We start from the raw sequence: 22626 nt of genomic DNA on the forward strand, positions 1-22626 counted from the left end.
GCCGTCCGGCGCGGGCCGTCCCGACCATCGGAGGCACGGCATGTCGTACGTGAAGCCAGCAGACCTCGTCACCCGCATGATCGACGCGGGCCAGGCGAAGGTCCTCATGTCCACCCGCGACACCCTCATCCGCGCGTTCATGGCGGGCGCGATCCTCGCGCTCGCCGCGGCGTTCGCGGTGACCGTGTCGACGCGCACCGAGAGCCCGCTGCTCGGCGCGCTCCTGTTCCCGGTCGGCTTCTGCCTGCTGTACCTCCTGGGCTTCGACCTCCTCACCGGCGTCTTCACGCTCGTGCCGCTCGCGTGGCTCGACCGCCGCGCGGGCGTGACGCTCGCCGGCATGCTGCGCAACTGGGGCCTGGTGTTCGTCGGCAACCTCGCGGGCGCGGTGCTCGTGGCGCTGCTGATGGCGATCTACTTCACCAACGGCTTCACGACCGCGCCGGACGCGGTCGGCGAGGCGATCGGCCACATCGGCGAGGGCCGCACGCTCGGCTACGCCGAGCACGGCGCCGCCGGCATGCTGACCCTGTTCGTGCGCGCGGTGCTGTGCAACTGGATGGTGTCCACGGGCGTCGCCGCGGCGATGATGTCGGACTCGGTGACGGGCAAGGTGCTCGGCATGTGGATGCCGATCATGCTGTTCTTCTACATGGGCTTCGAGCACTCGATCGTGAACATGTACCTGTTCCCGTCCGGCCTCATGATGGGCGGCGCGTTCACCATCGGCGACTACCTGGTCTGGAACGAGATCCCGACCCTGCTCGGCAACATCGTGGGCGGCCTCAGCTTCGTCGGCCTGACGATGTACGCGACGCACGGCCGGACCGGGCCGCTCCGCACGCGGCGGCGGGCGTGCCGCTGCCCGCGGCGCCTGCCGCGCGCTGAGGCGCGCCGCCGCGCCATGATGGGTGCGACGGAGGACGGACGGGGGTGAGGGCATGGCCGAGGCGCCGGCGCTGCGGCAGGTGATGGCCGGGTGCACCGTGCTCATCACCGCCGACCGCCGCGCGGGCGAGCTCGCAGCCGCCCTCGAGCGGCGCGGCGCGACGGTGCGGCACGCGCCCTCGCTCAGCATGATCCCGAACGCCGACGAGCCGGCGCTGCTCGAGGCGACCCGATCGCTGCTCGAGGCGCCGCCGGACGTGCTCGTCGTCACCACGGGCGTGGGCTTCCGCGCCTGGATCGAGGCAGCCGACGCCCACGGCCTGGCGCAGCAGCTGCTCGCGGTGCTCGAGGGCGCGCGCATCGTCGCGCGCGGGCCGAAGGCGCGCGGCGCCATCCAGGCGGCGGGCCTGCACGCCGACTGGGTCGCCGAGTCGGAGACCGCTGCCGAGGTGGCGGAGGTGCTGCTCGGCGAGGGCGTCGAGGGGCTCCGCATCGCCATCCAGATGCACGGAGCCGGCGCAGACGGGCTCGAGGCGGTCTTCGCCGCCGCCGGCGCCCACGTGACCGAGCTCGTCGTCTACCGCTGGGGTCCCGCCCCCGATCCCGAGCTCGTGCGGGCGTCGGCGCGGGCCGCGGCGAGCGGCGAGATCGACGCGGTCGTCTTCACCTCCGCCCCGAGCGCCGAGGCGTGGCTCGCGACGCTGGAGCAGGAGGGGGCGGCGGATGCGGTGGCCCGCCGCTGCGGGGACGGCGAGCTCGTGCTCGCGGCCGTCGGCCCGGTCACGGCGAAGCCCCTGCTCGCGCGCGGGCTCGAGCCGCTGCTGCCCGAGCGAGGACGGCTCGGAGCGCTCGTGCGCGCGCTCGTCACCCACTACGAGCAGGTCGAGTCGGTGGCGCTCGCGACCGTCGCCGGCACGCTCCTCGTGCGGGCGCGGGTCGCGGTGCTCGACGGGCGCGTGCTCGCCGTCTCGCCGTCGGGCCTGTCGGTGCTGCGGCTGCTGGCCCAGGCCGGCGGCTCCGTCGTCACCCGCGAGCAGGTGCTCGAGGCCCTGCCCGGCGCCTCGACGGAGTCGCACGCGGTGGAGGTGGCGATCGGCCGCCTGCGGGAGGCGCTCGGGCGCCGCGACCTGGTGCGCACCGTCGTGAAGCGCGGCTATCGGCTGGCGCTCGCCGGCGAGGCCGCCGGCTGACGCGTCCGACCTCACAGCCGTCCGGCGCGGACGGTGACGTCGAGGTCGCAGGATCGTAACCGGGGAGCGCACGCGTCGAAACGGGGCCTCCGTAGCGTCGGAGCCATGATCGACGAGACGCAGCCCGGACCCCAGCGCGTGCTGGTCGTGGGCGCCGGCATGGTGGCGCATCGACTGGTGGACCGCCTGCGCGCCGCCGACCGCGACGGCGCCTGCAGCATCACCGTGGTCGGCGACGAGCCGTGGCGCCCCTACGACCGCGTCGCGCTCACCTCCTACCTCTCCGGCACGCCCGCCGCCGGCCTCGAGCTCGGGCGGCCGCTGCTGTGGGCCGATCCGCGCGTGCGGCTGGTGCTCGGGGACGCGATCGAGGCGATCGACCTCGACGCGCGCACCGCCCGCGCCGCCTCGGGGGAGGTGCACGAGTGGGAGCAGCTCGTGCTCGCGACCGGCGCCGACGCCGCGCTGCCGCCGATCCCCGGCACCGACCTGCCGGGCGTCTTCGTCTACCGCTCGCTCGCCGACGTCATGGCCATCGAGGCCGAGGTGGAGGCCCTGCTCGCGGCAGCGCCGACCGGTCGCCGTCCGCGCGCGGTCGTGCTCGGCGGCGGCCTGCTCGGCCTCGAGGCGGCCGGCGCCGTGCGCGGCCTCGGCGCCGACGCGACGATCGCGCAGTCGGCCGGGCACATCCTCTCGGCGCAGCTCGACGCGGGCGGCGGGGAGGCCGCGCGGCTGCTACTGGCCGAGCGCGGCGTCGACGTGCGCACCGGCTCCCGTGCGAGCGCGCTCGCGGCCGGCGCCGACGGCCGGGTGGCGGCAGTCGCGCTCCCGGACGGCGCGCGGCTCGAGGCCGATCTCGTGATCGTGGCCGCGGGCATCCGCCCGCGGGACGAGCTCGCGGCGATCGCGGGCATCGAGCTCGGCCCGCGCGGCGGCGTCCGCATCGACGAGGCGTGCCGCACGAGCGCAGGCGGCGTCTGGGCGATCGGCGACGTCGCCACGGTGGACGGCCAGGTGTGGGGCCTCATCGCTCCCGGCAACGAGCAGGCCGACGTCGTCGCCGACCGCCTGCTCGGCGGCTCCCGCACGCTCGGGCCCGTCGACGCATCCGCGAAGCTCAAGCTCGCGGGCGTCGAGGTCGCCAGCTTCGGCGACGCGTTCGGGCGCGGCGAGGGCGCCGTCGACGTCGTCTACGCCGACCCGACTGCCGGCGTCTACAAGAAGCTCGTGCTGTCGGACGACGGGCAGACGCTCCTCGGCGGCATGCTCGTCGGCGACGCGAGCGCCTACGCGGGGCTCCGGCCGCTCGTCGGCCGCTCGCTGGGCACCGACCCTGCCGCGTACCTGCTGCCCGGCGACGGCGTGCCCCCGGCGGGCGACGGCCTGCCGGACGACGCGATCGTCTGCTCCTGCAACGGCGTGACCGCCGGGGCGCTGCGCGACGCGGTGCACGTCGACGGCTGCGCCTCCTTCGCCGAGGTGCAGGGCTGCACCGGCGCCGGCGCCGCGTGCGGCTCGTGCGTGCCGCTCGCCACGAAGCTCGTCGGCGCTGAGCTCGAGCGCGCCGGCATCGAGGTGAGCCGCGCCATGTGCGAGCACTTCGAGCTGAGCCGCCGCGAGCTGCTCGACGCCGTGCGCATCTCGGGCGCGCGCACCTTCAGCGAGATCCTGCAGCGCCACGGCACCGGCGGTCGCGGCTGCGACATCTGCCGCCCCGCGATCGCCTCGGTGCTCGCCTTCGTGGCCGGCGGCCACGTGCTCGACGGCGAGCGGGCGAGCCTGCAGGACACCAACGACCACGTGATGGCGAACATGCAGAAGGACGGCACCTACTCGGTCGTGCCGCGCATGCCCGCCGGCGAGGTGACGCCCGACGGCCTCATCGCGGTCGGGCAGGTGGCGAAGGAGTTCGGGCTCTACACGAAGATCACCGGCGGCCAGCGCATCGACATGTTCGGCGCCCGCATCGAGCAGCTGCCGAGCATCTGGGCGAAGCTCATCGATGCGGGCTTCGAGTCGGGGCAGGCGTACGGGAAGGCGCTGCGCAACGTGAAGTCGTGCGTGGGCTCCACGTGGTGCCGCTACGGCGTGCAGGACTCCGTGGGCATGGCGGTGCTGCTCGAGCTGCGGTTCCGCGGGCTGCGGTCGCCCCACAAGCTGAAGTTCGGCGTCTCGGGGTGCGCCCGCGAGTGCGCGGAGGCGCGCGGGAAGGACGTCGGCGTGATCGCCACCGAGCGCGGCTGGAACATGTACGTCGGCGGCAACGGCGGCTTCACGCCGCGGCACGCCGAGCTGCTGGCCGAGGATCTCGACGACGACGCGCTCGTGCGCGCCATCGACCGGTACATCGTCTACTACATCCGCACCGCAGAGCGGCTGCAGCGCACCGCCCGCTGGATCGAGGAGCTCGAGGGCGGCATCGAGGGGCTGCGCCGCGTGATCTTCGAGGACTCGCTCGGCATCGCCGACGAGCTCGACGCCACTATGCGCGACCATGTCGACGCCTACCGCGACGAGTGGCGCGCGACGCTCGAGGATCCGGAGCGCCTGCAGCGCTTCGTCTCGTTCGTGAACGCGCCGGACGCGCCCGACCCCGACCTCGCCTACGTGCCCGAGCGCGGGCAGCACCGACCGGCCTCGGCCTCGGAGCGCGCATCCGGCGCGCCCCTCGCCCGCAGCGGACTGGAGATCCACGCATGACGCTCATCGCCGACGCCCCCGCCCGCATCGACGCCGCCGCATGGTGGCGCGTCTGCCCGCTCGCCGCCCTGCACCCCGAGCGCGGCATCGCCGCCCTGGTGCGCGGCGAGCAGGTCGCGGTCTTCCTCCTCCACGACGGCCGGCTCCGCGCGGTGCAGCAGGCCGATCCGTACGCGGGCGGCGCGAACGTCATGAGCCGCGGCCTCGTGGGCACGCGCCGGGGGCGGCCGACCATCGCCTCGCCCATGTTCAAGCACGTCTTCGACCTCGACACGGGAGAGTGCCTCGACCCGAAGGGGGAGGAGCCCCGGCCCCTGCGCTCCTATCGGGTGCGCGTCGTCGACGGCGTCGTGGAGGTGGCCGGATGAGCCTGATCGCGCTCGACCTGCAGGGTCGCCTCGTCGTCATGGCCGGGGGCGGCGCGGTGAGCGCCCGCCGCGCGAGGGCCTACGCCGACGACGGCGCCGACGTGCTCGTGGTGGCGCCGGAGCTCTGCGACGACCTCGCCGCCCTCCTGGCCCAGGGCCTCGTGCGGCACGCCGCCGAGCGCATCCGCCCCGAGCACCTCGACGGCGGCTGGCTCGTGCACACGGCGACCGGCGACCCGGCGGTCGACCTGCGGGTCGCCGCCTGGGCCGAGGAGCGGCGGCTGTGGTGCGTGCACGCGGGCAGCGGCGCCGAGGGCAGCGCCCGCACGGTCGCGACCGCCCGCACCGGCGAGCTGCGCATCGGCGTCTCGTCGGCAGTCGGCGCGGACCCGCGGCGGGCCGGCGCGGTGGCCCGGGCGCTCGCGGGCGTCGTCGACGAGGGCGGCATCGATCTGCGCCGCCGCCGCTCCGGCGGCGAGGGCCGGGTCGTGCTCGTCGGCGGCGGGCCGGGCGACCCGGAGCTGCTGACCGTGCGCGGCCGGCGCGCCATCGCCGAGGCCGACGTCGTCGTGGTCGACCGGCTGGGGGCGCGCGGCGTGCTCGACGGGCTCCCCGAGGGGGTCGAGGTGATCGAGGTGGGCAAGCGACCCGGCCACCACCCGGTGCCGCAGGAGCAGATCGACCGCATCCTCGTCGACCGCGCGCTGGAGGGGCACGTGGTGGTGCGCCTGAAGGGCGGCGACCCCTTCGTCTTCGGTCGCGGCGGCGAGGAGCACATCGCGTGCGCGAACGCCGGCGTGCGGGTCGAGGTCGTGCCCGGCATCTCGAGCGCCATCGCCGTGCCTGCCGCCGCCGGGATCCCCGTCACCCACCGCGGCGTCGCCCGCGCGTTCGCCGTCGCGACCGGCCACGAGGCGCTCGCGCCGTCGACGCTCGCGCTGCTGCGCGAGGGCGGCACGACCCTCGTGGTGCTCATGGGCGTCGCGATGCTCGAGGCGATCGCCGACGCAGCCCTCGCGGCCGGAGCCGATCCGCGCCTGCCGGTCGCCGTCGTCGAGGAGGGCACCACCCCGCGGCAGCGCGTCGTGCGCGGGCCGCTCGCCGGGATCGCCGGCATCGCGGCCGAGGCCGGGGTGCGCTCGCCGGCGGTGATCGTCGTCGGCGAGGTGGCGCGCTTCGGCTTGCTGGGGCCACAGCCGGCGCTCGCCGGGGTCGCGGGAGGCGGCGCATGAGCGGCGGCGGCGTCACCGCGCGTCCCGTGCTCGTCGGCTGCTCGCACGGCACCGCCGACCCGGCCGGCCGCGCCACGATCCGCGCGCTGCTCGAGCTCACCGCCGACCGGCTGCCCGGGGTCGACGTCGTCGAGGCGTTCGTCGACGTGCAGCAGCCGGCGCTCCCCGACGTGGTGGCGGCGCTCGCGCCCCGGCCCGCGGTCATCGTGCCGCTCCTGCTCTCGACCGGGTTCCACGTCGAGATCGACGTCCGCCGCGCCACCCGGCAGCGCCGCGGCGTGGTGGCCGCGCCGCCGCTCGGGCCGGACGACCGCATCACCGCCGTGCTCGCCGACCGCTGGCTCGCCCTCGGCGCCGATCCGCGCGACCCGGTCGTGCTGGCCGTCGCCGGCTCGAGCCGCGCGTCGACCGTGCCGGCGGTCGAGGCGGTGCGCGAGCGCTTCGCGGCGCTGACGGGCACGGGCCCCGTGCTCGGCTACGGCTCAGCCGTCGAGCCCACCGTGCCGGGCGCGGTGGCGCTCGCGCGCGCCGACGGCGCGGCGCCGGTGTCGATCGCCTCGTACCTGCTGGCGCCCGGGCACTTCCAGTCGCGGGTGCTGGCGGCGGGCGCCGAGCGCGTCTCCCGCCCGCTCGGCGTCGACGGGCGCATCGTCGAGGTCGTCGTCGAGCGCTACCTCGCCGCGGCGGCGGACCTTCGGGAGGCCGCCTGATCACTCCCTCGCGGGCAGGTGCACCTCGATCTCGTACAGCTCGCGCGGGTCGGCCTCGTCGACGCGCTCGCCCGAGAGGCCGAGCTTCGCGTAGAACGCCTTCGCGACCTCGAGCGACTGCCACTCGAGCACCCGCACCTTCGTGTGGTGCTCGGCCCACTCCCGCACCGCCTCGAACAGCGCCGTGCCCGCGCCCCGGCCGCGCGCATCCGGCGACACCCACAGGTCGTGCATGCGGGCGATCGACCAGTCGCGGTGCGGGGCGGGCCCGTAGTCCTGGGCGGCGGCGTAGCCGAGCAGCTCGCCGTCCTGCTCGGCGACGACGATGTGGTGCGCCGGGTTCTCGACGAGGGCGACGAGGCGCTCGCGGTAGCGGTCGACCTTCTCGTCCTCCTCGTCGGCGTGGCGGTGGGCGGCGAGGAGCGGCAGCAGGGCCTCGGCGTCAGCGGTCGTCGCCTGTCGGATGCTGATCGCGCCGTCGCCCATGCGGCCAGCGTATCCGGCGGATCCCGTGATCAGGCGGCGTCGACGTGCGCCGCGCACGCGGGCTCGCACGCCTCGCACGTCGGCACCTGCTTGCGGCACGACCAGACGGCGCAGTTGCCCATCCCGCCGGTCGGTGCGCCGCAGCGGCCGCACGTGCCGAGCACGGCGGCGCCCGAGCCGAAGTCCATCGTGCGCCGCTCGTCGAAGACGTACAGCGAGCCCTCCCAGAGGCCCTGGTTGCCGAAGGTCTCGCCGTAGCGCACGATGCCGCCGTCGAGCTGGTACACCTCCTCGAAGCCGCGCGAGCGCATGAGCGACGAGAGCACCTCGCACCGCACGCCGCCGGTGCAGTAGGTGACGACCGGCTTGTCCTTCAGGTGGTCGTAGGCGCCCGAGTCGAGCAGCGCCACGAAGTCGCGGGTGGTGTCGACGTCGGGCACGACCGCGCCCCGGAAGCGCCCGATCTCGGCCTCGAAGCGGTTGCGGCCGTCGAAGAGCACGACGTCGTCGCGCTCGGCGACGAGCTGGTGCAGCTCGCCGGGCTTCAGGTGCCGGCCGCCGCCCACGACCCCGTCGACGTCGACCGCGAGCTCGTCGGGGGCGCCGAAGGTGACGATCTCGTCGCGCACCTTCACGGTGAGCCGCGGGAAGTCGTCGCCAGTGCCGGCCGACCACTTGATGTCCATCCCGCGGAACCCCGAGTACTCCCGGGTCGCCCGCGCGTACCGCTTGCACGCATCCACCGGTCCGCCCACAGTGCCGTTGATGCCGTGCGCCGAGATGATGATGCGCCCGGTGAGGCCGAGCGACGTGCACAGCGCGTGCTGCCACAGCCGCACCGCCTCGGGGTCGGCGATGGGCGTGAAGCGGTAGTAGAGCAGCACTCGGTGCATCCGACGATTCTCCCAGCCGCCGGCGGCCGGCGGCGCGCGGCGCTGTGGGGGAGCGCCAAGGGCGAGCGGATGCGCCGGCCGCGTCGGGCAGGATGGATCCCCGTGAACATGTGGTTGCAGTGGCTGCTCGCCATGACCGTGAAGAGCCGTGGCAAGCCGGAGCTCGGCATCGGCGACGTCGCGAAGACGTCGTTCGTGGTGCTGCCGACCGACATCGACCTGCTCGGGCACATGAACAACGGCCGCTACCCCTCCTACATGGATCTCGCGCGCGTCGACATGACCAACCGCACCGGCATGTCGGCGGTGCTCTCGAAGGCGGGCATCTACGCGGTGGTCGGGCAGTCGTCGATGGTCTACCGCCGCAGCCTCGACCTCTGGCAGCGCTTCGACATCGAGACCGCCGTGCTCGGCGCCGACGAGCGCGCCATCTACCTGCAGCAGCGCTTCGTCGTCGACGGCGAGCTGCACGCGCGCGGCGTCGTGCAGGGCCGCTTCATCGAGAAGGGCGTCGGCACGGCGAAGACCGCGCGCGTCGTCGAGGTGCTCGAGGCCGCCGGCATCGTCGTCGACCTGCCCGAGCTCGACCAGCGCGTCGCAGACTGGGCCAAGCTCAACGCGCTGCCGCCCGCTCGCGCGAGCCACGCCTCCGACTGGGCCGGGCGCATCCCGCGCTAGTCCGCCGCGCGCCTACGGGCGCAGCAGCTCGAGCGCCGCGTGCGCGGCGTTGTGGCCGCCGATCCCTGAGACGGCGCCGCCGCGGCGCGCGCCCGAGCCGGCCATCAGGATCCGGGCGTGCCCCGTCGCGACGCCCCACGCCTCGGCCACCGAGGTGGGCTCGTGCTCGAGCCAGGGCCACGACAGCGGCCCGTGGAAGATGTTGCCGCCCGGCATCGCGAGCGCCTCCTCGATGTCGAGGGTCGTCTTCGTCTCGATCGCGGGCCCCGCCCCGCCCTCGAGCAGCAGCGGCCGGATCGGCTCGGCGAGCACCGAGTCGAGCGACGCGACCACCGCCTCCTCGAGCGCCACGCGCATCCCGTCGTTGGTCTCGGGGGTGAGCAGCCGGTCGGGCACGTGCAGGCCGAAGACGGTGAGCGTCTGGGCGCCGGATGCGCGCAGGTCGGGGCCCAGGATCGTCGGGTCGGTGAGCGAGTGGCAGTAGATCTCGCACGGCAGGGGATCCGGGATGCGGCCGCCCGCCGCCTCCGCGTAGGCGCGCTGCAGCTGCGTGTAGGTCTCGTTGATGTGGAAGGTGCCGCCGAAGGCCGCCCCCGGCGCGACGTCGTCGAGCAGCCGCGGCAGGCGCGACAGCAGCATGTTGACCTTCACCTGCGCGCCCTCGGGCCGCGGGGTGGCGACGCCCGCCTCGCCGAGCAGCGCCGAGAGCACGTGCGGCGCGACCGCCGAGAGCACGAGGTCGAACTCGGCGGTCAGCTGCGTGCCGATCGCGAGCCCGGGCGTGCCGGTCGGAAGCCCGCCGACGCGCTCCTCCCACGTGACCTCGCCGTCGGGCGTGACGCGGGTGACGGTGACGCCGGTGAGGATCTTCGCGCCGGCTGCGCGCGCCGAGGCCTCGAGGCCGCCCGAGACCTGCCCCATGCCGCCGATCGGCACGTCCCAGTCGCCGGTGCCGCCGCCGATGACGTGGTACAGCAGGCAGCGGTTCTGCTCGAGCCCCGGGTCGTCGAGCGCGGCGAACGTGCCGATGAGCGCGTCGGTCGCGATCACGCCGCGCACGAGGTCGTGGCCGACGGCCGCCTCGATCGCGTCGGCGATCGGGGCGTCGACGATCTCGGACCACGCGGATGCGGCTCCCGCGCCCTCCCGCGCGGCCTGCCGCGTGGGCAGCGGCTGCGTCAGCGTCGGGAACAGGGCCGCGGCGAGCCGCGTGGTGCGGTCGTAGAACGCCGCGAACCCGTCGGCGTCGTCGGCGGCGCCGATCGCCGCGAACGACGCGCGCGTGGCCGCCTCGTCGCCCGCGTCGACGAGCAGGCCGCGGTCGCCGCCGGGCACGGGCGTGTAGGAGGAGTAGCGGCGGCGGGCGAGCCGCACGTCGAGGCCGAGGTCGCGGATGATCTGCTCGGGCATGAGGCTGACGAGGTAGCTGTAGCGCGACAGGTTCGCGTCGAGCCCGTCGAACGCCTGCGCCGAGACGGCAGCGCCGCCCACGTGCGGCAGCCGCTCGAGCACGGTGACGTCGACGCCCGCGCGGGCCAGGTAGGCGGCGGCGGTGAGGCCGTTGTGGCCCCCGCCGATGATGGCGACGCTCGGCACTGCTGCTCCTTCGCTGGGGCGCCGACGCACGCGGTCGGCGCCGGACTCGACCCTGCCGAGGCCAACCCAACCACACGTGGCTCCCCGGCGGCGAGGCCCGGTGCACCGCCCGGCGCCGCGGCCCGCCGTCCGCGCGCGCATACGATATGCGGCATGACCGACCAGCCCAGGGACGACGACTTCGACGCCCTCATCGCCGAGGGCATCGAGCGCGCGGAGGCGCAGCGGCAGCTCGCGTCCGACGACGACGAGCCGATCGTGCCCGACGGCGCCGGGCTCGGGCTGACCGAGCCGATCCAGGTCGTCGACGAGCAGGACGCCGACGAGGACGCGCCGCTGCACGCGCCCCCGCTGCCCGACTCGGGGCCGGCGTTCGAGGTCGACGCCGCGACGTTCGCGGCCGCGGTCAACCCGTACGTGCCGGTCGAGGCGCCGGGGCTCGCGCGCTCGGCGGAGGAGCCGCCCGCGAGCGGCTGGTCGCTGTCGCAGGAGGTCGCCGACGTGCCGACCGTGCAGATGGACGTCGCCGAGTTGCAGTCGGAGCTGGCCGCCGTCGCGCAGGCGCCGGTGCCCGACGATGCGCGCGTGGTCGAGCCGGTCGAGGCGGCCCCGCCAGCCCCGCTCACGCGGCGCGCCGTGCACCCCCGCCCGACCGACGCCGAGGACGCCGTGGCGCGCGAGCACCACGCGGTGACCCCCGAGCCGCAGCTGCCGCCCACCGAGGCGATGTCGGCGGTCGACCTCGAGCAGGAGCTCGCGGCGCCCGCGCCCGCCCCGGCTGCCGAGCCCGAGCCGGAGCCCGCTCCCGAGCCGCCAGCACCGGCGCCCGAGGCCGTGCCCAACCCGGTCGCGGCGGCCCCCGCGCCGGCACCGGTCGAGCTGACCGACCCGGCCACCGACGACGCGCTCGCGCTCGCGGCGATCGAACGCGTGCGCCGCTGGCTCGACCGGCCGGGCGCCGCGAAGCCCGACCGGGCGGCCGAGCGGCTCGCCGGCCTCCTGCAGGATCCGGCCGGCCTCGACTTCGCCATCGGCTTCGTCGACAAGGTCGTGCGGCCCGAGGACCCGAAGGTGAGCGCCCGCAACTTCGAGGCGCTCAGCCGCGACATCCCCGGCTTCCTCGACTGGTACCTCAAGCTCGGCATCACGGTCGGCGGCGGCTTCGGCATCGTGACGCCGAAGCTCATCATCCCGCTCGTGAAGCGGGCGATGCGCGAGATGGTCTCGCACCTCGTCATCGACGCGACACCGGGCCGGCTCGCCCGCCCGCTCGCGAAGCTGCGCGAGGACGGCACGCGCCTCAACATCAACCTGCTCGGCGAGGCGGTGCTCGGCGAGGACGAGGCCGCGAGCCGGCTCGAGGGCACGACCGCGCTGCTGCGCCGCGACGACGTCGACTACGTCTCGATCAAGGTGTCGGGCGTCGCGCCGCAGCTGCAGCTGTGGGCGTTCGACGAGACCGTCGACCAGGTCGTCGACCGCCTGCTGCCGCTCTACCGGCTCGCCGCGGAGTCGAGCCCGCCGAAGTTCATCAACCTCGACATGGAGGAGTACCGCGACCTCGACCTCACGATCGCGGTCTTCGAGCGCCTCCTCACCCGGCCCGAGCTCGCCCGGCTCGAGGCCGGCATCGTGCTCCAGGCGTACCTGCCCGATGCGCTCGCCGCCTACCGCCGGCTCGCGGCGTTCGCGAAGGAGCGCCGCGCGAACGGCGGCGCGGGCATCAAGGTGCGGCTCGTGAAGGGCGCGAACCTCGCCATGGAGCGGGTCGACGCCGCCCTGCACGGCTGGCCGCTCGCGGTCGTCGGATCCAAGGCCGCGAGCGACGCCAACTACAAGCGCGTGCTGCAGGAGGCGCTGCTGCCCGACAACGCGTTCGCGGTGCGGCTCGGCGTCGCGAGCCACAACCTCTTCGACCTCGCCTACGCGGCCGAGCTCGCCCGCCACCACGGCACCCTCCAGCGCATGGACGCCGAGATGCTGCTCGGCATGGCCGCCGACCACCGCGCCGCCGTGCGCGAGGACTTCCCGAGCCTCATCCTCTACACGCCCGTCGTGCGGCCCGACCAGTTCGACGCCGCCGTCGCCTACCTGATCCGCCGGCTCGAGGAGAACGCCTCCGGCGAGAACTTCATGTCGAGCATGTTCTCGCTCGACGACCCGGCCGTGTTCCAGCGCGAGCGCGACCGCTTCCTCGCGTCGCTCGAGCTGCAGCGCGCCGAGGACGCCGCGGGCGCGCCGCGGCCCACCCGCACCCAGGACCGCCTGGGCGACCTCGCCGTCTCGGTCGCGCATCCGGACGGCTTCGAGAACGAGCCCGACAGCGACCCGTCGCTCGCGGCCAACCGCGCGTGGGCGCGGCAGATCGTGCAGCGCGCCGCCGACTCGCAGCTGGGGCTGCGCACCCTCGAGCTCAACCGCATCGAGGACTGGCCGACGCTCGAGCGCCGCATCGACAAGGCGGCGCAGGCCTCCGACGGATGGGCGGCGCTGGGCGCGGAGCGTCGGGCCGAGGTGCTGCGCGACGCGGCCGAGACGCTCGGCGTGTACCGGGGCCGCCTCATCGAGGTGATGATGGCCGAGACGGGCAAGACGCTCGCCGAGGCCGACCCCGAGGTGTCCGAGGCGGTCGACTTCGCCCGCTACTACGCCGAGCAGGCGCCGCTGCTCGAGCAGCTCGACGACGCGCGCCCGAAGCCCGTGCACCTCACCGTCGTGACGCCGCCGTGGAACTTCCCCGTCGCGATCCCGTGCGGCGGCGTGACCGCGGCGCTCGCGACCGGCTCGGCCGTCATCCTGAAGCCCCCGCCCCAGGCTCGGCGCTCGGCGGCGGTGCTGTGCGAGGCGCTGTGGGAGGCGGGCGTGCCGCGCGAGGTGCTCGTGCTGTGCGACGTGCCCGAGGGCGACGTGTCGCAGCGGCTCGTCTCGCACCCGGCCGTCGGCAGGCTCATCCTCACCGGCTCCTCGAAGACGGCAGAGCTCTTCACCTCCTGGCGCAGCGACCTGCCGCTCGTCGCCGAGACGAGCGGCAAGAACTCGATCATCGTCACGCCCTCGGCCGACCTCGAGCAGGCGGCGGCCGACATCGTGCGCAGCGCCTTCCTGCACGCCGGGCAGAAGTGCTCGGCCGCATCCGTCGTCATCCTCGTCGACACCGCGGGCGACAGCGAGCGGTTCCGCCGGCAGCTCGTCGACGCCGCGTCGACGCTGCGCGTGGGCTCGCCGCTCGACGCGCGCACGCACATCGGCCCGCTCATCGAGCCGGCGTCCGGCGCGCTGCTCGAGGCGCTCACCACCCTCGAGCACGACGAGGAGTGGCTGCTCGAGCCGCGGCGGCTGGATGCGTCGGGCCGGCTCTGGTCGCCCGGCATCCGCGACGCGGTGCTCCCGGGCGCGAGCACGCACCTCACCGAGCTCTTCGGCCCGCACCTGTCGCTCATCGAGGTCGACACGCTCGACGAGGCGATCGAGGTGCAGAACGCCACCGAGTTCGGGCTCACCGCCGGCATCCACTCGCTCGACCCCGACGAGGTCGCGCACTGGCTCGCCGAGGTGCAGGCCGGCAACCTCTACGTCAACCGCGGCATCACGGGCGCGATCGTGCGGCGGCAGCCGTTCGGCGGCTGGAAGCTCTCGCAGGTCGGGCCCGGCGCCAAGGCCGGCGGACCCAACTACCTCGCGACGCTCGTCGACTGGGAGCCCGTGCCGTCGGAGCCCAAGAAGTCGGTGCGCCTGCACGGTCTCGACAAGCGGGTCGCCGAGCTCATCGAGGCGGCGACGCCCGCGCTCGACTTCGTCGAGTTCGACCGCGTGCGTGCCGGGGCCAACAGCGACCAGACGTGGTGGGAGGAGGAGTTCGGCCTCTCCCGCGACGTCTCGGCGCTCGGCGTCGAGCGCAACGTCCTCCGCTACCGGCCGGCCGAGGTGCTGCTGCGCCTCGCCGAGGACGGCCAGGTCGTCGACCTCGTGCGCCTGCTCGCCGCCGCCGCCCGCACGCGAGCCGTCGTGCGCATCTCGAGCGCCGTGGAGGTGCCGAGCGGCATCGTGCGGCTCTCGCGCCACGCGCTGCCGCACGTGCGCATCGAGGAGGTCGTCGAGGAGTCGGACGCCGCCTTCCACGAGCGCATCCGCTCGGGCGAGGCGCTCGAGCCGGTGCAGAGCGAGGATGCGCTCGGACTCATGCGCGTGACCGAGCCGGTGCGGCGCATCCGCCTCATCGGCACCGACCCGGGGCTGCGCGACGCGCTCGCCGGCAATGCTCGCGTCGCGGTCTACGACGGCCCCGTCACGACCGAGGGCCGCATCGAGCTGCTGCCGTTCGTGCGCGAGCAGGCGGTGTCGATCACCGCCCACCGCTTCGGCAACCCCGACACGGTGCTGCAGGCGCTGCGCGTGTGACGCGCAGGAGCCGGTGCTTGACTGGCTCCATGCGGTACGGATACAAGGCCAGCGCCGAGCAGTTCTCGCCCGCCGAGCTGCTCGACCTCGTGCAGCTCGCCGAGCGGGTCGGGCTCGACAGCGCGTTCATCAGCGACCACCTGCAGCCCTGGCGGCACGAGGGCGGCCACGCGCCCAACGCCGTCGCCTGGCTCGGCATGGCGCTCGAGCGCACCTCGTCGATCGTGCTCGGCACCTCGGTGCTCACGCCCACGCTGCGCTACCACCCGGCGGTCGTCGCGCAGCAGTTCGCGACGCTCGGGCAGGTGCACCCGGGCCGCCTCATCCTCGGCGTCGGCACCGGCGAGGCGCTCAACGAGCAGGCGATCGGCGTCGAGTTCCCCGAGCTGAAGGAGCGCTTCGCGCGGCTGCGCGAGTCGGTGCGCCTCATCCGGCAGCTGTGGGCCGAGGAGCGGGTCGACTTCGAGGGCGAGTACTACGCGACCCACGGGGCGACGATCTACGACCGGCCGGACCCCGCCGACGCGGGCGCGCGCATCCCCATCTACGTCGCCGGCGGCGGCCCCGCGACGACGCGCTACGCCGCGCGGTTCGCCGACGGGCACATCTGCACCTCGGGCAAGGGCGACGAGTACTACCGCGACACGATCGTCGCGAACCTCGAGGAGGGGCTCGAGAAGGCCGGGCGCGCCTCGGCCGAGGTCGACCGGATGATCGAGATCAAGGTCTCGTACGACCGCGACGCCGACGCCGCGCTCGAGCACACCCGCTTCTGGGGCGCGCTCTCGCTCACGCAGGAGCAGAAGCACGCGGTGCACGACCCGATCGAGATGCAGCGCCTCGCCGACGAGCTGCCCATCGAGCAGGTGGCGAGGCGCTGGATCGTGGGGTCGGATGCGTCGGCGGTCGCGGGCGCGATCGCCCACTACGTCGACCTGGGCTTCACCCACCTGGTGCTGCACGGGCCGGGGCACGACCAGCGGCGCTTCCTCGAGCAGCTCTCGGAGGATGTGCTGCCGCTCCTGCCCCGCTAGCCGCGCAGCTCAGGCCGGCGCCGCCTCCGTCGCGACCCGGCGCACGAGCGGCAGCGCCGCCGACGTCACCGCGAGCGTCACCGCGGCCGCGCCGAGCGTGAGCAGCGCCCACGTGAGCACCGACCCGGGGCTCGACATCCAGAGCATGAAGGTCGGCAGGATCAGCAGCAGCGCGGCGCCGGCAGCCCCGCCCACGCCGATGACGAGCGGCAGCGCCACCTGCTGCACGATCGCCGCGCGCATGACGGGCAGGTCGACGCCCATCCGGTGCATCGCCTGGTGCTCGCGCCGCTGGTCGAGCACCTTCGCCGACTGGGCGATGCCCGCGAGCACCGCGCCGAGCACGCCCGCGATCGCGATCGTGAGCGCCGCGCCGGTCGCCATGTCGGCGCTCAGCTGGTCGGTGCCGCCGGCCATCGCCGGCGCGAGCGATGCGAAGCCGCCGGCCATCACGGCGATCGCCATCGCGCCGACGATGTTGAACGCTCCGCGCGGGTCGTCGACCACGCGGCGAGCGGCGAGCAGCGTCGCGGGGCTGCGGGCGCCCTTCGCGACGAGCCACGCGACGCCCTGGATGACGAGCGGCCCGAGCAGCGTGTACGCGAGCACCACGATCGACACGAGCGCGATCGACACGGCCGTCTCCTTCGGCACCAGGTCGAGCACCACGACGACGACGTAGGCGGCGGCGGCGAGCGCGAACCCGGCGGCGCGCCAGAGCGACAGCCGCCGGGGCCGCACCCGCTGCGCGACGCCGAGCGGCGTCACGTGCACGCGGCGCAGCGACGCGAGCGCGGCGCCCACGGCGATCGCGACGACCGCGCCGCCGGCCGCAGCCCACACCCACACGGGCGGCAGCAGCTCGGTGGGGCCGAACGGCTGCCCCTGGAACTCGATGCGCGCGAGCCCGGGCGTCACGGCGAGCGCGAGCATCGCCCCCACGAGCACGCCGACGACCGCTTGCGCGAGGGCGTCGAGCACGGCGAGCGCGGTCACCTGGCCGCGCGTCGCGCCCGCGAGCCGCAGGGCGGCGAGGCGGTCGTCGCGCCGGGCGACCGCGAGCCGCACGGCCGCCTGCGCGAGCGTCCAGACCGCCGGCAGCAGCAGCGCGGCCGCCACGAAGGCGAGGGTGAGCACGAACGCGCCCGACGACGCATCCACGACGCCGGTCTCGAGGCGCATCCGGAACGCCTCGACGCCGCCGAGCACCGCGAGGAGCGCCGCGGTCGCGAAGGCGAAGGCCGTCGCGCTCAGCACGTCGGTCGCGCGGGGCCCCGTGGCGCGGGCGAGCCGCAGCCAGAGCCGCAGCGCGCTCATCGGGACGCCCCTGCCGTCGCCGCCGGCTCGTCGCTGACGATCCGGCCGTCCTGCAGCCGCACGACGCGCGAGCACATCGCGGCCACCTCGGGGTCGTGCGTCACGACGACGAGCGAGGCGCCGTGGCCGAGCGTCGCGCCGATGAGGAGGCTCATCACCGCGTCGCCCGTGGAGCGGTCGAGCGCGCCCGTCGGCTCGTCGGCGAAGACGATGCCGGGGCTGCCGACGAGCGCGCGGGCGATCGCGACCCGCTGCGCCTGCCCGCCCGAGAGCTCGCCCGGCCGGCGCGTGAGCATGTCGCCGAGGCCGAGCCGGTGCAGCAGCGCGCCGGCCGCCGCCTCGGCGCCGGTGCGGGAGCCCCCGCCGAGCATGAGCGGCAGCGCGACGTTCTCGATCGCGGGCAGCTCGGGCAGCAGCTGCCCCGACTGGAAGACGAAGCCGAAGTCGCTGCGGCGCAGCCGGGTGCGCTCGCCGTCGCGCATGGTCGCCAGGTCGCGGCCGCGCCACGCGACGCGGCCGTCGTCGGGGGCGACGATGCCGGCGAGCACGTGCAGGAGGGTCGACTTGCCGGAGCCCGAGGGGCCCATGATGGCGACGGCCTCCGGGCCGTGCGCGCCGATGGTGATCGAGACGTCGGCGAGCGCGGGCGCTGCCGCGTCGCCGGTGCCGTAGGTGTGGGTGAGACGCTGCGCGTCGAGTCGGTCGCTGTGCATGGCCCCATCCGAGCAGCGCCGGGGCCGCCGCGGGCGGGATCCGGCCGCCTTTGCATCCGGGGGCGGATGCGGATCATCCGTGCGGATGACCAGGCCCCCTTCCGTAGGCTGGTGGCGTGACGATCGCCGCCGAGAGCACCCCCGCGCCGCGGCCCGCGCCGTGGCCGCGCTCGCTGACGATCGCCGCCGAGGGCGCCCCGACGCATCCGATCGCCATCGTGCCCGCGGCGCTCGTCTCGCTCGGCGCGGTGCTGCTGTTCTGGGTGCTCACCGACTGGGGCTACCTGCCGCTCGTCGCGGGCGTGGTCGGCGGCATCCTCACCGACCGCGAGGGCCGCTCGCGCAAGCTCGGGCAGGACCTCGCGCTCATCGCCATCGCGCTCACGTGGATCAGCTTCATCTCGCTGCACGCCGACATCACGAACGAGGGCATCGCGCGCTTCACGGTCGCGCTCGGCGGCGCCGTGCTCATCCCGTACGTGATCACCCGATGGGGCTTCCAGGACCACGCGATCCGCTTCCCGTGGGCGGGCGGGCGCTGGACGCGCCGCATGTGGACCTACCTCGTGGTGGTCGTCTTCCTCGCCTACCTGATCCTGCCGTTCTACTTCCTCACCTCGGGCGTCTACCGCAACTGGCCCGCGGTGGACGAGGCGCACGAGGTGGCACGGCTGTTCGTGGGCGTCAACGCGGTGGGGCTGTGGGATGAGCTGTTCTTCATCTGCACCGTCTACACGCTGCTCATGCGGCACTTCCGGCCGTGGCTCGCCAACCTGCTGCAGGCGGCGATCTTCGTGTCGTTCCTGTGGGAGCTCGGCTACCAGTCGTGGGGGCCGCTGCTGACGATCCCGTTCGCGCTCGTGCAGGGCGCGATCTTCTCCTGGACGAAGAACCTCTTCTACGTCGTGACCGTGCACCTGCTGTTCGACGCGGTCGTGTGGCTCGTGATCGTGCACGCGCACCACCAGGAGGCGCTGCCGATCTTCCCCCTCGTGCACGGGTTCTGACCCGTGCTCGGGCCGCGCGCATCCGGGGTTCCGGATGTCGGCCGCCGGGCGTAGCGTCGCCCGCATGGCCATCGCACGCTACCCCTCCGTCGTCATCGACTGCCCCGACGCCGCCGCCCTCGGGCGCTTCTACGGCGCCCTGCTCGACTACACCGTCTCGGAGGCCGACGACTGGGTCGAGATCCGCGGCCCCGAGGGCCAGTGCATCTGCTTCCAGCAGGTCGAGGGCTACGCGGCGCCCGACTGGCCGGGCCAGGAGCACCCGCAGCAGATGCACCTCGACGTGGTCGTCGACGACCTCGACGAGGCCGAGGCGGCGACGCTCGCGCTCGGCGCGACGAAGCACGAGCACCAGCCGGGCGAGACCTTCCGCGTCTTCCTCGACCCCGCCGGGCATCCGTTCTGCCTCTGCCTCAGCTGACGCCGGTCGGCAGCGCCACCGCCGCCTGCACCCCGACGCGCGTGAAGCCCAGCGCGTCGGCGATCCGCAGCGACACGGGGTTGCCGACCCGGCAGCGCCACTGCACGACGAGCCCCGCGTCGATCGCTGCGGCCACCGCTGCGGCCGCCACCGAGCCGCCGAGGCCTCGCCCGCGATGCGAGGCGGCGGCCACGACGCCGATGTGCGCGATCGTCGAGCGCCACCGCTGGTAGCCGGCGACCGCGAGCGGCTGTGCGCCGTCGCGCACGGCCCAGAGCCGCTCCATCGGCTCCACGCCCGCCTCCTCCCACTCCTCGAGCGCGACCGCCTCCCGCACGAGCACGAGGTCGCGGTCGGTCGCCGGCACGACCTCGTGGGGCGGATGCGCTGGTCGCGTGCCCGTGAAGAGCAGGTGCGCAGAGCCGATCGCGCGCGAGCCGGGCAGCGCCTCGGCGATCGCGGCCGCGTCGCGCAGCGCCGCGCGGCCGAGCGTCCGCGTGGCGGCGAGCGCCGGGGCCGGCCCGGCGACGACCATCGCGGTGCCGAGCTCGACGACCACCACCGAGTCGAGGTCGTCGCGCGCGATGGGCGTGACGCCGTCGCCGTCGAAGGCGCGCGGCGCGGTGCCCAGCGCCTCGGCCCACGCCGCCCGGAGCCGTGCGCGGTCGCGCTGCGGCACATCCGGCATGCCCATCATGGCGACCAGTGTCGTCCTCGCGTGCGCGGGGCACGGGAGGCTCGCCAGGCCTAGGCTCGAAGCCGTGACCTGCGTGCTCCTCGACGTCGACACGGGCATCGACGACGCCCTCGCCCTGCTCACCGCCGCGCTCTCGAACGAGATCGAGCTCGTCGGGTGCACGGTCGTGTGGGGCAACGTCGACGTGGCGCAGGGCGCCCGCAACACCTCCGAGGTGCTGCGGCTCGTCGGGCACGGCGACGTGCCGATCGCGGTCGGCGCCGCCGGCCCGCGGAGCGGCGCGCGAGCGGCCTTCTCGCCCGAGGTGCACGGCGCCGACGGGCTGGGCGGATGCGCCGACACGGCGTACGTGCCGGAGCTCGCGGCCGAGAGCGCGGTCGAGCTGCTGCTGCGGCTCAGCCACGAGCACGCCGGCGCCCTCGAGATCGTCGCAGTCGGGCCCCTCACCAACCTCGCGGCGGCGCTCGACGCCGACCCGACGCTGCCGGAGCGCATCCGCCAGGTGACCGTGATGGGCGGTGCCGCCCTCGCGCCCGGCAACGTGTCGGAGACGGCAGAGGCCAACATCTGGCACGACCCGGAGGCGGCGCAGGTCGTCTTCGACGCGCCGTGGGAGCTGACGATGGTCGGGCTCGACGTGACGATGACCTCGCTCATCACCGACGCGCACCGCGAGCGGCTCGCCGCCGGGGGAGCGGCGGGGCGGTTCTGCGACCGGATCCTCGACTTCTACCTGCGCTACTACGAGGGCTACACGGGGCAGCGCGCGTCGGGCAACCACGACGCGCTCGCGCTCGCGGTCGCGACGGGGCTCGTGCGCACGACGCTCTCGCCGATCGTCGACGTGACGGTCGACTGCGGCGACGGGCCCTCGCGCGGCCGCACCGCCACGACGCTCGAGGGCGCGTGGGGCGAGTGGCCCGAGCGCGAGGGCGCCCGCCACCGCGTCGTGATGGAGGTCGAGCCGGGCTTCGAGGAGCGCATGGTCGACCTGATCGCGGCGGCGCCGTAGCGCCCGCTCGCGAGCGGGACCCGATCGACCCGACGGGACCCGGTGCACCGGGTCCCGTTCGGTCGAAGGGGTCCCGGGAGCGCTACGCGACCCCGCCCATCCGCCGCACTGCCTCCTCGAGCACGTCCGGGCGGGTGCCGAGGTTGAGGCGCACGTGGTTCTCGCCACCGGCGCCGAAGGCCTCGCCGGCGTTCAGCCCGACGCGCGCCTGCTCGAGGAAGGCCTTCGCCGGCCCGGTCGAGAGGCCCACGTAGCCCGGGTCGGCGACCGATCCCGGCTCGGCGACGCGCGTGCCCCGGCAGTCGAGCCACGCGAGGAACGTCGCCTCGCCCGGTCGCCAGCGGATCGACGGCGCGTGCTCGGCCAGCAGGCGCGCGAGCAGCGTCCGGTTGCCGCGCAGCCCCGCGAGCACCTCGTCGAGCCAGCCGCGGCCCTCGTCGAACGCGGCGACGTGCGCGATGGAGGCGAGGTGCGAGGGGCCGTGGCTCACGACCTCCGCGATCTCGCCGAGGTCCGCGCCGGTCTCGGCGCCGCCGACGATGAGGGCGGTGCGCAGCCCCGCGAGGTTCCAGGCCTTCGACGCGCTCGTGAGCGAGAAGCCGTGCGGGTCGACCTCCCAGTAGGGCGTGAACGTCGCGTCGAACAGCAGCGGCGCGTGCACCTCGTCGGAGATGACGCGCACGCCGTAGCGCGCGGCGACCTGCGCGAGCGCCTCGAGCTCGGCCCGGGTGTGCACCGTGCCGGTCGGGTTGTGCGGGTTGCACAGCAGCAGCACCGCGCCCGCGTCGCCGACCCGGGCGCACGCATCCTCGATCGTGCTCAGGTCGAGCCGCAGGTCATCGCCGAGCGGCGCCTCGACCACCCGACGCTCGGCGTGCGCCGAGTAGGCGTGGAACGGCGGGTACACCGGGCTCGTCACGATCACCGCGCCGCCGGGCGGCGTCAGGAGGCGGATGAGCTCGAACGCGCCCATCATGACGTCGCTCACGAGCGCGGTGCGCGAGACCTCGACCGAGGCGCCCCAGCGGTCGGCGGCGAAGCGGCCGAACGCCTCCGCGTAGCCCGTGCCCCACGGGTAGCCGGTGTCGCCGCGCAGCATCGCGTCGTGCACGGCGCGCGTGATGGGCTCAGCCGGCAGCACATCCATCTCGGCCACCCACAGCGGCAGCACGTCGGGCTCGAAGAAGCGCCACTTGATGCTCGTGCGCTCGCGCAGCCGGTCGAGGGGCACCTGCTCGAAGGGGTTCACCATGACCCCATCCTGAACGCTCGGCCGATCCGGTGCC

At 74.9% G+C, this 22626-nt stretch carries 19 protein-coding genes; 12 read left to right on the forward strand and 7 right to left on the reverse strand.

What is annotated here, in order from left to right:
* Window positions 1-40: 40 nt before the first annotated feature.
* The 6 genes from MU522_RS05020 to MU522_RS05045 all read left to right on the forward strand — a co-directional run bounded on the left by MU522_RS05020 (window position 41) and on the right by MU522_RS05045 (window position 7088).
* Complete coding sequence (locus MU522_RS05020) at window positions 41-937, forward strand: formate/nitrite transporter family protein (RefSeq protein ID WP_246992902.1); 897 nt, start codon at window positions 41-43, stop codon at window positions 935-937.
* 4 nt (window positions 938-941) lie between these two features.
* Window positions 942-2078, forward strand: a complete 1137-nt coding sequence (locus MU522_RS05025) for a uroporphyrinogen-III synthase (RefSeq protein WP_246992904.1) — start codon at window positions 942-944, stop codon at window positions 2076-2078.
* Window positions 2079-2183: 105 nt separating this feature from the next.
* Window positions 2184-4778: a nitrite reductase large subunit NirB gene (nirB, locus tag MU522_RS05030; RefSeq protein WP_246992906.1), complete on the forward strand. Its 2595-nt coding sequence runs from the start codon at window positions 2184-2186 to the stop codon at window positions 4776-4778.
* Entirely contained in the window at window positions 4775-5146 is a 372-nt protein-coding gene (gene nirD, locus MU522_RS05035; protein WP_246992908.1) for a nitrite reductase small subunit NirD, read from the forward strand. The genes nirB and nirD overlap by 4 nt, the downstream gene beginning before the upstream one ends.
* On the forward strand, window positions 5143-6378 hold the full coding sequence (gene cobA / locus MU522_RS05040) for a uroporphyrinogen-III C-methyltransferase (protein WP_246992910.1): 1236 nt from the start codon (window positions 5143-5145) through the stop codon (window positions 6376-6378). Before nirD ends, cobA begins: the two co-directional genes overlap by 4 nt.
* Window positions 6375-7088 (forward strand): CbiX/SirB N-terminal domain-containing protein, encoded by a 714-nt coding sequence (locus tag MU522_RS05045; protein ID WP_246992912.1) that lies wholly within the window; start codon window positions 6375-6377, stop codon window positions 7086-7088. Before cobA ends, MU522_RS05045 begins: the two co-directional genes overlap by 4 nt.
* Here the strand turns inward: MU522_RS05045 and MU522_RS05050 are convergent, their stop codons facing one another.
* Both MU522_RS05050 and MU522_RS05055 read right to left on the reverse strand, forming a co-directional pair.
* A complete protein-coding gene (locus MU522_RS05050; protein WP_128190262.1) occupies window positions 7089-7574 on the reverse strand; it encodes a GNAT family N-acetyltransferase in 486 nt (161 codons plus the stop codon).
* 29 nt (window positions 7575-7603) lie between these two features.
* Window positions 7604-8467, reverse strand: a complete 864-nt coding sequence (locus MU522_RS05055; protein WP_246992914.1) for a rhodanese-related sulfurtransferase — start codon at window positions 8465-8467, stop codon at window positions 7604-7606.
* A 108-nt stretch (window positions 8468-8575) separates the two neighbouring features.
* Between MU522_RS05055 and MU522_RS05060 the strand changes: the two genes are divergently transcribed.
* Entirely contained in the window at window positions 8576-9145 is a 570-nt protein-coding gene (locus tag MU522_RS05060) for a thioesterase family protein (RefSeq protein ID WP_246993452.1), read from the forward strand.
* A gap of 12 nt (window positions 9146-9157) precedes the next feature.
* On the opposite strand, the gene MU522_RS05065 is transcribed toward MU522_RS05060, so the two are convergent.
* Window positions 9158-10741 carry an NAD(P)/FAD-dependent oxidoreductase gene (locus tag MU522_RS05065; RefSeq protein ID WP_246992916.1) on the reverse strand — a complete coding sequence of 528 codons (1584 nt, stop codon included), beginning with the start codon at window positions 10739-10741 and terminating at the stop codon, window positions 9158-9160.
* Window positions 10742-10894: 153 nt separating this feature from the next.
* Between MU522_RS05065 and MU522_RS05070 the strand changes: the two genes are divergently transcribed.
* Together MU522_RS05070 and fgd are read left to right on the forward strand one after the other, a co-directional pair.
* Window positions 10895-15139, forward strand: coding sequence for a bifunctional proline dehydrogenase/L-glutamate gamma-semialdehyde dehydrogenase (locus tag MU522_RS05070; protein WP_246992918.1), 4245 nt, complete (start codon window positions 10895-10897; stop codon window positions 15137-15139).
* A 29-nt stretch (window positions 15140-15168) separates the two neighbouring features.
* On the forward strand, window positions 15169-16173 hold the full coding sequence (gene fgd, locus MU522_RS05075; RefSeq protein WP_146354519.1) for a glucose-6-phosphate dehydrogenase (coenzyme-F420): 1005 nt from the start codon (window positions 15169-15171) through the stop codon (window positions 16171-16173).
* Between the two features lie 9 nt (window positions 16174-16182).
* Here fgd and MU522_RS05080 read toward each other — a convergent pair whose 3' ends face one another.
* Window positions 16183-17490, reverse strand: a complete 1308-nt coding sequence (locus tag MU522_RS05080) for an FtsX-like permease family protein (protein WP_246992920.1) — start codon at window positions 17488-17490, stop codon at window positions 16183-16185.
* Window positions 17487-18203: an ABC transporter ATP-binding protein gene (locus MU522_RS05085; RefSeq protein ID WP_246992922.1), complete on the reverse strand. Its 717-nt coding sequence runs from the start codon at window positions 18201-18203 to the stop codon at window positions 17487-17489. The genes MU522_RS05080 and MU522_RS05085 overlap by 4 nt, the downstream gene beginning before the upstream one ends.
* Window positions 18204-18376: 173 nt before the next feature.
* On the opposite strand from MU522_RS05085, the gene MU522_RS05090 reads away from it, so the two are divergent.
* Both MU522_RS05090 and MU522_RS05095 read left to right on the forward strand, forming a co-directional pair.
* On the forward strand, window positions 18377-19210 hold the full coding sequence (locus tag MU522_RS05090; protein WP_246993454.1) for a CPBP family intramembrane glutamic endopeptidase: 834 nt from the start codon (window positions 18377-18379) through the stop codon (window positions 19208-19210).
* 64 nt (window positions 19211-19274) lie between these two features.
* A complete protein-coding gene (locus MU522_RS05095; protein WP_146354513.1) occupies window positions 19275-19631 on the forward strand; it encodes a VOC family protein in 357 nt (118 codons plus the stop codon).
* On the opposite strand, the gene MU522_RS05100 is transcribed toward MU522_RS05095, so the two are convergent.
* The gene (locus MU522_RS05100) at window positions 19624-20328 is read right to left on the reverse strand and encodes a GNAT family N-acetyltransferase (protein WP_246992924.1); all 705 of its coding nucleotides are present in this window, start codon (window positions 20326-20328) and stop codon (window positions 19624-19626) included. The genes MU522_RS05095 and MU522_RS05100 overlap by 8 nt on opposite strands.
* Before the next feature lie 64 nt (window positions 20329-20392).
* Here MU522_RS05100 and MU522_RS05105 point away from each other — a divergent pair, with 64 nt between their 5' ends.
* Complete coding sequence (locus MU522_RS05105; RefSeq protein WP_246992927.1) at window positions 20393-21340, forward strand: nucleoside hydrolase; 948 nt, start codon at window positions 20393-20395, stop codon at window positions 21338-21340.
* A gap of 82 nt (window positions 21341-21422) precedes the next feature.
* Here the strand turns inward: MU522_RS05105 and MU522_RS05110 are convergent, their stop codons facing one another.
* On the reverse strand, window positions 21423-22592 hold the full coding sequence (locus tag MU522_RS05110; RefSeq protein WP_246992929.1) for an aminotransferase class I/II-fold pyridoxal phosphate-dependent enzyme: 1170 nt from the start codon (window positions 22590-22592) through the stop codon (window positions 21423-21425).
* Window positions 22593-22626 lie beyond the last annotated feature (34 nt).

It is taken from the genome of Agrococcus sp. SCSIO52902 (assembly GCF_022983135.1).
Lineage (GTDB): Bacteria > Actinomycetota > Actinomycetes > Actinomycetales > Microbacteriaceae > Agrococcus > Agrococcus sediminis.

Coding starts and splice junctions, on each gene's coding strand:
- MU522_RS05020 (WP_246992902.1), top strand. CDS start 41: ATGTCGTACGTGAAGCCAGCAGACCTCGTCACCCGCATGATCGACGCG.
- MU522_RS05025 (WP_246992904.1), top strand. CDS start 942: ATGGCCGAGGCGCCGGCGCTGCGGCAGGTGATGGCCGGGTGCACCGTG.
- nirB (WP_246992906.1), top strand. CDS start 2,184: ATGATCGACGAGACGCAGCCCGGACCCCAGCGCGTGCTGGTCGTGGGC.
- nirD (WP_246992908.1), top strand. CDS start 4,775: ATGACGCTCATCGCCGACGCCCCCGCCCGCATCGACGCCGCCGCATGG.
- cobA (WP_246992910.1), top strand. CDS start 5,143: ATGAGCCTGATCGCGCTCGACCTGCAGGGTCGCCTCGTCGTCATGGCC.
- MU522_RS05045 (WP_246992912.1), top strand. CDS start 6,375: ATGAGCGGCGGCGGCGTCACCGCGCGTCCCGTGCTCGTCGGCTGCTCG.
- MU522_RS05050 (WP_128190262.1), bottom strand. CDS start 7,574: ATGGGCGACGGCGCGATCAGCATCCGACAGGCGACGACCGCTGACGCC.
- MU522_RS05055 (WP_246992914.1), bottom strand. CDS start 8,467: ATGCACCGAGTGCTGCTCTACTACCGCTTCACGCCCATCGCCGACCCC.
- MU522_RS05060 (WP_246993452.1), top strand. CDS start 8,576: ATGTGGTTGCAGTGGCTGCTCGCCATGACCGTGAAGAGCCGTGGCAAG.
- MU522_RS05070 (WP_246992918.1), top strand. CDS start 10,895: ATGACCGACCAGCCCAGGGACGACGACTTCGACGCCCTCATCGCCGAG.
- fgd (WP_146354519.1), top strand. CDS start 15,169: ATGCGGTACGGATACAAGGCCAGCGCCGAGCAGTTCTCGCCCGCCGAG.
- MU522_RS05080 (WP_246992920.1), bottom strand. CDS start 17,490: ATGAGCGCGCTGCGGCTCTGGCTGCGGCTCGCCCGCGCCACGGGGCCC.
- MU522_RS05085 (WP_246992922.1), bottom strand. CDS start 18,203: ATGCACAGCGACCGACTCGACGCGCAGCGTCTCACCCACACCTACGGC.
- MU522_RS05095 (WP_146354513.1), top strand. CDS start 19,275: ATGGCCATCGCACGCTACCCCTCCGTCGTCATCGACTGCCCCGACGCC.
- MU522_RS05100 (WP_246992924.1), bottom strand. CDS start 20,328: ATGATGGGCATGCCGGATGTGCCGCAGCGCGACCGCGCACGGCTCCGG.
- MU522_RS05110 (WP_246992929.1), bottom strand. CDS start 22,592: ATGGTGAACCCCTTCGAGCAGGTGCCCCTCGACCGGCTGCGCGAGCGC.